General features: G+C 60.9%; 7 protein-coding genes. 3 read left to right on the plus strand and 4 right to left on the minus strand.

What is annotated here, in order from left to right; genetic code table 11:
• Positions 1 to 67: 67 nt before the first annotated feature.
• The 3 genes from AC1DHT_RS12330 to recQ all read right to left on the minus strand — a co-directional run bounded on the left by AC1DHT_RS12330 (position 68) and on the right by recQ (position 4,530).
• The gene (locus AC1DHT_RS12330) at positions 68 to 1,720 is read right to left on the minus strand and encodes a motility hub landmark protein FimV (protein ID WP_477761367.1); all 1,653 of its coding nucleotides are present in this window, start codon (positions 1,718 to 1,720) and stop codon (positions 68 to 70) included.
• 127 nt (positions 1,721 to 1,847) lie between these two features.
• Positions 1,848 to 2,282 carry a MarR family transcriptional regulator gene (locus tag AC1DHT_RS12335; RefSeq protein WP_054596242.1) on the minus strand — a complete coding sequence of 145 codons (435 nt, stop codon included), beginning with the start codon at positions 2,280 to 2,282 and terminating at the stop codon, positions 1,848 to 1,850.
• A gap of 118 nt (positions 2,283 to 2,400) precedes the next feature.
• Positions 2,401 to 4,530 (minus strand): DNA helicase RecQ, encoded by a 2,130-nt coding sequence (gene recQ / locus AC1DHT_RS12340; RefSeq protein ID WP_019692441.1) that lies wholly within the window; start codon positions 4,528 to 4,530, stop codon positions 2,401 to 2,403.
• Between the two features lie 349 nt (positions 4,531 to 4,879).
• On the opposite strand from recQ, the gene AC1DHT_RS12345 reads away from it, so the two are divergent.
• The 3 genes from AC1DHT_RS12345 (at position 4,880) to lapD (ending at position 7,964) form a co-directional block, all read left to right on the plus strand.
• Positions 4,880 to 5,467 carry a UPF0149 family protein gene (locus tag AC1DHT_RS12345; RefSeq protein WP_103315564.1) on the plus strand — a complete coding sequence of 196 codons (588 nt, stop codon included), beginning with the start codon at positions 4,880 to 4,882 and terminating at the stop codon, positions 5,465 to 5,467.
• A 10-nt stretch (positions 5,468 to 5,477) separates the two neighbouring features.
• Positions 5,478 to 5,873, plus strand: a complete 396-nt coding sequence (locus AC1DHT_RS12350; RefSeq protein ID WP_427529826.1) for a YbaN family protein — start codon at positions 5,478 to 5,480, stop codon at positions 5,871 to 5,873.
• A 150-nt stretch (positions 5,874 to 6,023) separates the two neighbouring features.
• Entirely contained in the window at positions 6,024 to 7,964 is a 1,941-nt protein-coding gene (gene lapD / locus AC1DHT_RS12355; protein ID WP_427539210.1) for a cyclic di-GMP receptor LapD, read from the plus strand.
• 67 nt (positions 7,965 to 8,031) lie between these two features.
• Here the strand turns inward: lapD and AC1DHT_RS12360 are convergent.
• The coding region (locus AC1DHT_RS12360) for an Ig-like domain-containing protein (protein ID WP_477761368.1) at positions 8,032 to 11,268 on the minus strand (3,237 nt) is incomplete at its 5' end.

Here is an 11,268-nt window from a genome sequence, read left to right on the forward strand (position 1 = left end):
AGCCCAGCTCGCTGGCGATAGCGATCTCACGGACGCCATCGCTGGCAAGCCATGCTCCCACAGGAGCTCAGCGAATACTGGCCAACAGGTTGCGGGCAGTTTGCTTCAAGGATTCATCACTGTCCTTGAGTAGCTCGTTCAATAGCGCAATGGCGCTGTCCAGATCACCGTCGTCGATGCAGTTCTGCGCTTCTTCCAGTTTGCCGGGGTGATTCTCGTCGTGCGCCGGTACCGCGAATTCGCCCGACAACGGCTCGAGCTCCAGGGGCGGTGATGCATCGGCGAAATGATCTGGAAAGCCATCGTCCAGCGGTTCCAGCGGTTCCAGCTGATCCATGGGGTTAGCCATTGCCGCTGTTGTGTCGGACGGACTGGCCAGGTCCCAGCTCGAGTCCATCGACAGGTCATCCAGATTCAGCTGGAACTCATCCCGTAGCGAGGCCGCAGGTTCAGCCGTCGACTCAAGTGTCGCCGACGATTGTGCACTGGYCAGTTTCGGCGAACGTGCGCGAATCTGCTCCAGCACCTCGGCGCTGTAACCCGCTTCAAGCAAGCTGTTTTCGTGGTCCGAATACGCTGCGCTGTCGCCCTGCAGCCCCAGCACCTCCAACAACTTCAGGTTCAAATCGCTGCGCTGCGGCTCTTTGAGCAAGGCTTCGCGCAACAGACTGACTGCCTCGGCGAAGCGGTCATAGGTCAGGTAGATACCGACGCCCTCAAGCACTTCTGCCCCCTGAGCCGCTTCACGGTTCACAGGGGTGACCTGTGTCGTAGAAAGCTCAATCGATGGTTTCTGCGCACTATCGGGCGCTCCCCGACTGACCACCGGCTCATGTCGCGGCGCGGGTTCCGATACAGCCTGTACCCGCCGCTGACGGAGCGCAAACAAGCCCAGCAGCAACAGCACGCCAAGCACCAACAGACCGCCGATCAGCCACAACGCCCAACCACTGCTCGTCTCATCCACGGCGGCTGCGGGCACCGGAACTGGCGCGACAGGAATGACGGGGGCGGGCAAGGTTTTTTTGGCTTCGGCCAACTCGGTTTGCAGATCGCTGACTTGCTTGCGCTGGCTGGCGATCTGCTCATCCTGGGCTTGTAGCCGGGTGTTCAACTGATCGACCGTTTGTTTCAGTTGCTGGTTTTCCAGGACGCTGGCTGCCAGCAGCTCGGAAGTCGGGTCGGTAGCCGCAGGCGCCGTGCTCACCGGGGGGGCAGCAGGCGTTTTGACGGGTGCGGTGGCAGTGGGTTGCTGGCTGATCGTCGGGGCCGGCTCGACATCACTCGCCGGTACGATCCCCGGTGAACCCGGTGGATCGATCAGCACCGTGTATTCGCGCAACAAATGCCCATTGGGCTGGTTCGCCTGCACCAGAAAATTCAGGAACGGTTCATTGACCGGTTTGCTGGACACCACCCGGATCACGCTGCGATTGCCACGCAGAACGGCGGTAAAACGCAGGTCATTGAGAAAAAACACTCGCTCGACACCGGCGCGGGCGAACTCGTCTGCCGTCGCCAGGCTGACCGAGAGTTCACCGTCGCTCAGGGCACCGGGATCGATCAAGGCGATTTCGGCATTCAACGGCTGGTTCAAGGCTGAGTGCAACGTGATGTCGCCCAACCCCAACGCGGGTGCCAATGCGGAGTAACTCAAGGCACCGGCGACCGCCAACAGGCTGACGGAGCGCCGTAACACAGACTGCAAACTCTTGAGCATGAGCATTCCTTAGCTAACCAGAATCAACCTGTGCGCATTCGCACGTCCAGTACGAACACGTTATTGCCTGGTAGTTCTTATAGTCTGCTCTGTGCCAGTTCTCAAAAGTCTGCGGTGTGGTTATGCCTCAAGATTTTTCCAGATTGGCCAGAATGTGCCCATGGACCCGCATACACACCCGCATATCTTCCTCGTTGACACCCTCAAACAGCTCATGGCGCAACTCGGCGGCAATGGTTTCAATTTGTTCGATCAAGGGACGGGCGGGCGCGCACAGCACGATCTTTTTCGCCCGGCGGTCTTCCGCCACCGCCTGACGCTGCACCAGGCCTTGGGTTTCCAGGCTATCGAGCAGGCGCGCCAGTGTCGGTCCTTCAACACCGACGCTTTGTGCCAACTCACGCTGAGTGGGGGCTTCTTCGAAACGCGCCAGGTGCAACAGCACCAGCCAGCGGGCCTGGGACAGGCCAAGGCCGGCAAGACGGCGATCCAGTTCGGCGCGCCAGCCGCGAGACATCTGCGCCAACTGCATGCCAAAACGGTGTTGATCGGTTAACGGCATAAAAAACTCATGGTTAGACTGAAATAGGCTGAAACTAATTATTAGTCAGCTAAGCATGGCCCTCGACTCTAGGCAAGGCTCGGTCTGTACTGAATCGTTACATCTTGATCTTCGACACTTAAATTTCAAACTCCGACTGCAATGCCGCTCTTACACAGTACAAAACGCCCTCGGGAACACGACCGGCAAACAACGCGGAAATCTCCGACACCGGCGGCAGCTCGCCCTCGCCGTCCAGGAATGCGTCCTGGACTTCACCCATCAGGTCTTCCGGAAGGTCCAGTGCCTGCTCCAGCGACAGTTGCTGCTTGCCGATGGCCTCGGCGAGCATCGTGTACACGTTCTTTTCCGAACACTGCAACTGACCGGCAATCTGCATCGGCGTCATGCCGGCGCGCGCCAGTGTGATCAACTCGTGACGCAGGTCGGCAACCACTTTCGGGGCCTCGGCCTGGCCGCCCAGCACTTCGAGGAAGGCCTCGCCATAGCGCTCCAGCTTGCGCGCACCGACGCCACTGACCTTGGCCATTTCCGGCAGGGAGCTTGGCTGGCTGCGGAGCATTTCGAGCAAGGTCGAATCGGGGAAGATGACGTACGGCGGCACGCCATGCTCTCCGGCGAGCTTGCGGCGCAGGGCGCGCAAGGCTTCCCACTGCTCGCGTTCTTCGCCTCGCACCAACTGGCTGGCCTGGCTGGTGCTGCTGCTTTTCGCGGTGGTTTGCGGTTTGAGGTCGCGGCGCAGCTCCAGGGTCACTTCACCTTTGAGCAGCGGTCGGCAGCTGTCGCTTAAACGCAGGCCGCCGTAACCTTCCAGATCGATGTCCGCCAGACCGCGCGCTACCAGCTGTCGGAACAATGAACGCCATTCGCCTTCAGCCCGCGCCTTGCCGACACCGTACACCGACAGATGCTGATGGCCGAAGCTACGGACCTTTTCGTTGTCCTTGCCCAGCAACACATCCACCAGATGTCCGACGCCGTAGCGCTGGCCAGTACGGTAGATTGCCGACAGTGCCTGACGGGCCGGTTCGGTGGCGTCCCAGGTCTGCACACCGTCGACACAGTTGTCGCAATGCCCACAGGGCTGCGGCATGTCTTCGTCGAAGTAGGCCAGAAGCGTCTGACGGCGGCAGCGGGTTTCTTCGCAGAGCGAGAGCATGGCGTCGAGCTTGTGCTGCTCCAGACGCTTGTGGCGCTCATCGCCTTCGGAGTTTTGCAGCATCTGCTTGAGCATCACCACGTCTTGCAGGCCGTAAGCCATCCAGGCATCTGCCGGTAGACCGTCACGGCCACCCCGACCGGTTTCCTGGTAATAGGCCTCAAGGGATTTCGGCAAGTCCAGATGCGCGACAAAGCGCACGTTGGGTTTGTCGATGCCCATGCCGAACGCCACGGTGGCGACCATGATCAGGCCTTCCTCGTTGAGAAAGCGCTTCTGGTGGTGGGCCCGCGTATCGTTGGGCAGGCCAGCGTGGTACGGCAACGCCGGGAAACCTTGCTCGCTGAGGAACACCGCTACTTCGTCGACCTTCTTGCGCGACAGGCAATAGACGATGCCGGCATCACTGCGCCGTTCAGCCAAAAACGCCAGCAACTGCTTGCGCGGCTGCTCCTTGGGCACGATGCGGTAGAAAATGTTCGGCCGATCGAAACTCGACAGAAAGCGCTCGGCGTTCTGCAGGTGCAGGCGCTCGACGATTTCTTCCCGGGTGCGCTTGTCGGCCGTGGCAGTCAGGGCGATGCGCGGGACGTTGGGGAACAGCTCCGCCAATTGGCCCAATTGCAGGTATTCCCGGCGGAAATCGTGCCCCCATTGCGATACGCAGTGAGCTTCGTCGATGGCAAACAGAGCGATTTCAAGACTTTGCAGGAACGCCAGCATCCGTGGCTGAACCAGGCGCTCAGGCGCCAGATACAGCATCTTCACTTCACCGCGCTTGATCCGCGCCGCCAGATCGCGCTGTTGCTCGGCACTCAAGGTCGAATTGAGCGCCGCCGCGGCCACGCCGAGTTCTTCGAGGGTCGCGACCTGATCGTCCATCAAGGCAATCAGCGGTGAAACCACCACCGCCAGGCCATCACGCAACAGTGCCGGGACCTGGAAGCACAGCGACTTGCCGCCACCGGTCGGCATCAGCACCAGAGCGTCACCGCCGCTGGCCACGCGCTCAATGATGGCACCCTGGCGGCCACGAAAACTGTCGTAGCCGAAGATGTCCTTGAGGACGCGCTGAGCCTGTTCGAGCATGAAAAACTCCAAATGGTGCTGAATATCCCTGTGTGCAGGCTGGATCAAAAAACCGCATTGTTCACGGACAGATCCGTAAGCGGATTTGTCCTGGACCGTCGCGACACCTGCAGGGCTTTGCAAAACGCGCGAGTATACCCGAGCGATACCGGGCAAAGGGCGTCACTGACGAATAGCCTCCCCGCCCAGATCAACAAATCCCCCTTGTAGCAGCTGCCTCGCGGGCTCGGCAGCTGCTACGGATCGGGACTAGACTGGTCTGGAATGCGGGCAAATCTGCCGTGCGGCTGGCCGGACCGCTCAAGAACGCCTAGAATTGGGCATCGTATATTCCCAAGGTAGTCCTTCAATGTCCTTCGCTGAGCAACTAACCCGCCTGCAAGCCTTCCTCGACGCCGACGAGCTGCATGACGAGGCGCTGGACTATGTGGCCGCCCACGGCTATCTGACAGCCCTGTCGATCTGTTCCGAGACGGTGCCTGATCGTGAGTGGATCGACGCGCTGTTCGCCGAAGAGCCGCATTATCGCGACGACGCCGAGCGTGCAGAAATCGAATCGACCCTGATTGCCCTCAAGGCTCATATCGCTCGCCAACTGGCCTCCGATGAAGAGTTCGAGCTGCCATGCGACCTGGACCTGGGCGAAGAGCCGGATGATTCCGACCTGCGCGGCTGGTGCATCGGCTTCATGGAAGGCGTATTCCTGCGTGAAGAAGCCTGGTTCGAGACCGCCGAAGACGAAGTCAGCGAAATGCTGCTGCCGATCATGGTCGGTTCCGGCCTGTTCGACGAACAGCCGGAGTTCTCCGACATCGCGGCCGACGCCAACCTGATGGACGACATGATCGTGCAGATCCCGGAAGCCCTGACCGCGCTGTACCTGCTGTGCAACGCGCCAGACGAAAAACCGGCGATTCTCAAGCCTCGTCACCACTAAGTCGTTGCCTGTGGCTGAACCCATAGGCAAACGCCCCCTGATCCTGCGCTACGTGCTGCTGGCCATCGGCTGGCTGAGCGTAGCGTTGGGGGTGATCGGGATCTTCCTGCCTGTACTGCCCACCACCCCTTTCCTGCTGTTGGCAGCCGCCTGTTTCGCCCGCAGTTCACCGCGCTTTTATCAATGGCTGGTCGAGCATCCACAACTCGGCCCCTGGATTCGCGACTATCTGGACGGCAACGGCATTCCGCTCAAGGGCAAGGTCTACGCCATTGGCCTGATGTGGCTGAGCATCGGCCTGTCCTGCATCCTCGTCCCACTGCCCTGGGCACGTGGCTTCATGCTGACCAGCGCAGTGCTGGTGACGGTGTATATCCTGCGGCAGAAAACCCTGATCAAACCCTGAATACGCCTCGCCACATAAGCTCATCTATCCCCCCGCCCCCCCGACAATCTGCCCTGCCTCCTGCAAAACAGCGCCTAAACTCCAGGCATCTGCACGTCTGCGGCCAGACATATCCCGTCGTCCAGGAAGGTCAACGCTCCGGAGCGTCTCATGTCGCTACTCAAACAGTTGTTTTTGGCCATCTGCCTGTTCTTGCTGGTCGCCTTCAGCGGCAGTTTCTTTGTCGGCCTGGAAAGCTCGCGTGCACAGATACTCAGCCAATTGCGCTCCCATGCCCAGGACACCGCCACCGCACTGGGGCTGTCGTTGACCACACAGATCGACGACCTGGCGATGATTGAATTGATGGTCAGCTCGGTCTTCGACAGTGGCTACTTTTCCAGTATTCGGGTCATCAATATCGAGGACGAACGCGTCCTGGTCGAGCGCAACGCGGTCGCCACCACCGAACGCGTACCGGGTTGGTTCGTCGATCTGGTGAACCTGCATCCGCAAGGCGGGGATGCGTTGGTGATGCGTGGTTGGGAGCAAGCCGCGCGCGTTGAAGTGGTGAGCAACCCACAGTTCGTCCTGAGCAAACTGTGGGACAGTACCCTCGGCAGCCTGGTCTGGTTACTGCTGTGCGGGTTGCTCAGCGCAATGTTCGGCGGCTGGTTGCTGCGTCGGCAACTGCGCCCGCTCGACGCCATGGTCAAACAGGCCGAAGCCATCAACAAACGCGAGTTTCTCAGCCTGCCGAAGGTGCCCAGAACCCCGGAACTCAAACGCGTGGTGCTGGCGATGAACCAAATGGTCGAAAAGCTCAAAGGGCTGTTTGCCGAAGAAGCCGCACGAAGCGAACAACTGCGCGCCGAGTCGTTTCAGGACAGTCTTACGGGGCTGGCCAACCGCCGTTTGCTCAACGAACAACTCACCGATCAGTTGCTGGTGACCGAGCAGAGCAGCGCCGGACACCTGCTGATGCTGCGGATCAATGACCTGACCGGGCTCAACCAGCGACTGGGGGGCCAGCGTACCGACGCGCTGATTAGCGCCGTGGGTCAGTTACTCAAACGCCTGATTGAACAGCCGGATCGCCATACCTGGCTGGCCGCACGCAATCGGGGCGGTGAGTTCAGCCTGCTGACCCCTGGCCTGGACAGCAAGGACGCCGCGCGCCTGGCCGCAGAGATCAGCGCCACCCTGGAAAATCTGCGCCTGACCGGCGCCAGCGACTGCATGCCGGTGGCGCATCTGGGAGTCGTCGCCTACACACCCGGTGAAGCCTCCACCGACATTCTGCTGCGCCTCGATCAGGCACTGACTCAGGCCCAGCAGCATCCCGAACGGCCGTGGGTGCATCTGCAGCAGTCCGATAACCCACCGAACCAGACGCAGCACGACTGGCGCACCTGGATCGATGACGCCCTGACTCACGGCAAAATGCAGCTGTACTTCCAACCCGTGGTGCAATGCGCCGACACCAGCCAGGTGCTGCACCACAAGGTGCTGGCGCGTCTGCTCGATCCGCAGGGCAAAGCCATTTGCGCCGGGCACTTTCTCCCCTGGATAGAACGGCTGGGCTGGTCGGCACGGTTCGACCTGGCAATGCTCGAACACACCCTCGACTACCTTGCCGAACACCCTTGGCCGCTGGCCCTGAGCGTGTCCGGCAGCACCCTGCACGATGCCACGCAACGGCGCCTGATCCTCGATATGCTCGACGGCCTGCCCAGTCTTGCCCCCTTGCTGACCCTTGAACTCGACGAACGCCAACTGCCGCCCCCCGAAGAGTTGCGTCAACTGTGCCTGAGCCTGCACAACACCGGCTACGGGATCGGCCTGCAGCACTTCGGTGGCAGCTTCAGCCAGATCGGCAACCTCACCCAACTCGGTTTGGCCTACCTGAAAATCGACGGCAGCTACATTCGCGCCATCGACCAGCAAAGCGACAAACGCCTGTTCATCGAAGCCATTTTCCGCGCGACCAACAGCATCGATTTACCGTTGATTGCCGAGCAGGTAGAAACGCAGGGGGAACTGGAGGCAATCAGGTCGCTGGGACTGTTCGGTGTCATGGGCCGGCTGATCGGACCGCCAGCGCCGATGTAGGCGATGCTTTGGCTTTGCCTGGCAGCCCGGGAGGCAAATGTTTGCCCCCCCGGGTAGCTCCAGTCTGTCAGGTCTTCAGCGTATGGTCAGCATCCCCGAACCAGGCACGCACAAGATCGGTGCCGGCCGTGCCAGCGTTGGCAAGGACCGCCACATCAGTGAAATGCGCACCATTGGCTGCACCATCGGTATCCACCTTCACGGTGATGTCGCTGCCGGACTTCGCCAGTTGGACGAAGTCTGACACCTGGCTGCTGCCGCTAACGAAGTTGGCCTTGAGCAGCGCGGAGAGGTCGAGCGTGTCACCTTCCGCGAAGTTGTAGTCGAGGATGGTGTCGCCGCCGTCGTTCGGGCTGAGGTAGGCGAACACATCGGCTCCCGCGCCACCGCTGAGTATGTCCTCCCCGCCACGTCCCGCGAGAATGTCGTTGCCGTCGCCGCCACTGACCACGTCCGCGAGCATGCTGCCCACCAGTGTACCGCTGGATACGCCGTGGTAATCGACCAGGGTGCCGGCTGCGCCGCCGTCGGTGACATGGAAGTCGGCCGCCGAGTAGTGCCCCAGCAGGTTCATTTCGGCCCGATGCACGCCGTCGTCCACCGTCAGCAGGCCGCCGGAGCCAAGGGCATTGGCGCTGTAGCCGAGCTGGGTGTTGGCGCCGAAGGCAATATCGCCGAACATCAGCGAGTCATTGCTTTCGAGTCCGAGAATGCCGACCAGCGAGCTGGCATCCGCGGCGTGCTCCACGATCAGCGTACCCGCACCTTCTCCGTGGAAGGCGACTGACGCGTGGGCGCCGCCGCCGAAGATCAGGCTGGCATCGCCATCGATTGTGGCACTGCCGTTGCCGGTTACGTCTGCCAGCAGGCGCAGGTCGCCGCCATTGGCCCACAGGTGACCGGAGTTGTCGACTGCGCTGGTCACCGTCATGCCCCCCATGCCCGTGGATTCCAGCACGCCGCTGTTGACTATGGTGTGGGAGCCGGTGTCGAGCACCAGGCTGTTCAGCCCGTCGGCCTGGATCAGCCCCTCATTGACCAGCACCATTTGCCCTGCGCCGAGTTGGCCGGCACCGGAGATGTGGTTGTCGACGTTGGTCAGCACGGTGTCGGCACTGCCACCGAAAATCACGTTGTGCGCGCTGTCGGACAGCAGCACATGTCCGCCGCCGGTCAAGGTCGCGCCACGGAAGAGGATTTCCAGGTCGGTCTCAGTGCCGGTGGAGCCGAGCTCGATGGTGCCGCTGTTATGGATGCTGCCACCAAACGGCATGATCGCCCCGTTGGCAATGCTGATGGTGCCGGTATTGGTGGTGAGCGGATCCACATCGAACTGGAAGTTCGCTTCGCTCAAGCCCGCCGCATCGACACCTTTCAGGGTGACCGTCTGGCCGGAACCCATGCTGATCAACGCATTGCCGTTTGCGTCATGAGCGATGCTCAAGTCAGCAAAGCCGGTAACGCCCGTGAAGCCGATCAAGTCGATTTTGTCCGCTGCCGTATCGAAGCTGTGGATGACGTTGTTGCCAACCGGCTGAGYGAACACGAACAGGTCAGCACCGCTGGAGGCAGTGAGGTTGTCGTCCGCTGACAAGGCGAAGATCGGCGAGCCGGGGGCGTAGGCTTCGACGTTGTCGGAAACGATATGACTGCTTGTACTGCCGTCCGCATTGGTCCATCCGTAAGTTACTGTGAGTTCCATCGCACCGGCATAGGTGGATGGCGTCATGACCGTCAGTGCGGAGGGGTCGCTGGTCTGTATCGTCCAACTACCGTCACCGTTTCTGGTTCCGGCACTCAGTACCCAATTTATCGGAACCCCGCTCACCTTGTAGGTAATGACCTCAGAGGTGTCGGGCGTGGGATCGGTCAGTGCCAGGTTGATTGCCTCGCCGGCTACGCCAGCCGGAGCGGCCACATGGATTGTGACTGTGTGCAAGAGGCTATTTGCCGCTCCATCGTTGGTCACTACGTTCACGATTCGGTCGGTAACGTTGTGGCTTCCGGTCTTGGTGTCAGTGTACTGAACGCCTTTGAGGATAGTCTGGTAGGTGGCCTGGCTAGCCGAGCCAGTGATCGTCAGTGTATAGATCCCATTGTTTGTGCCACTGGCAACACCGGTCACCGTCAACCCCGTAGCGGCGGTCGATGCTGACGCGTTCAGAGAGAGCATTTCCCTGACGTTCGAATTGTTGCTGTCCATAGCGTTCGTCAACGTGACAGTCATCGACGACAGATTCGGCGAGTCGACGTCGGTGACCGTCGCCAACGGCGCAATCAATAACTGCGAGGTGCCTGTTGGATAGTTCGCCGTTGCGTCATTGCCCGCGCTGCCACCATTCAAGTCCACTATCGGCGCGTCATTGGTTGCCGCCACCGTGACGGTCGTCGTTGCGACGTTGCTCGCGTGGTTAGCAGCAGAGCCGTCATCCACTTGGAAGCTAATCGTGCGCGGTGCCGTCGACGGGTTGTCGCTGGTGTCGGAGTAGGTCACCGAACGTAGCGCGGCTTGATAGTTCGCCACCGACGACGTCCCGCTTAGTGTCAGCACGCCAGTGCTTGCGTTGTAGCTGCCGCTGATGCCGTTCTGGTTGGTGAACCCGAGTACGTCCTGACCCGAGGCAAAGTTGCTGGTGATCGATACCGTAGCGCCCGTTAGGTTGCTACTGTCGACATCGGTGACCGTCAGCACCGAGTTGATCGCCGTCGCTGCCTGGTTCTCTGTGTACGACAGAGAACCACCTGCCGTCATTACCGGAGCATCGTTGGTACCGGTGATGGTCACGTCCACCGTGGAACTCGAGAGTGCCCCGTACTGGTCCTGCATCTGGTAACTGAGTGTCACGTGTTCGACCACACCCTGCGCCAGGTGGTCGAAGTCAGTTCCGGGGTTGAACAGCAGCTGGTTGCCGACCACGCTGGCCGAGCCTTTGTTTGCCGGCGCGCTGGCCGAGTTCAGCGTGAACGCGTGACCGTCATCGACATCGGTGTCGTTGGCCAGCACGTTGATGGTCAGGGTCTGGTTTTCCGTGCCGGCGGCTGTATCGGCCACTGCCACCGGCGCGTCGTTGGTGCCGGTGACGGTCACGTCCACCGTGGAGCTCGAGAGTGCCCCGTACTGGTCCTGCATCTGGTAACTGAGTGTCACGTGTTCGACCACGCCCTGCGCCAGATGATCAAAGTCGGCTCCCGGATTGAATACGAGCTGGTTGCCGACCACGCTGGCCGTGCCCTTGTTTGCCGGCGCGCTGGCCGAGTTCAGCGTGAACAGGTGACCGTCGTCGACATCGGTATCGTTGGCCAG

Source organism: Pseudomonas sp. 05N432 (assembly GCF_056396945.1).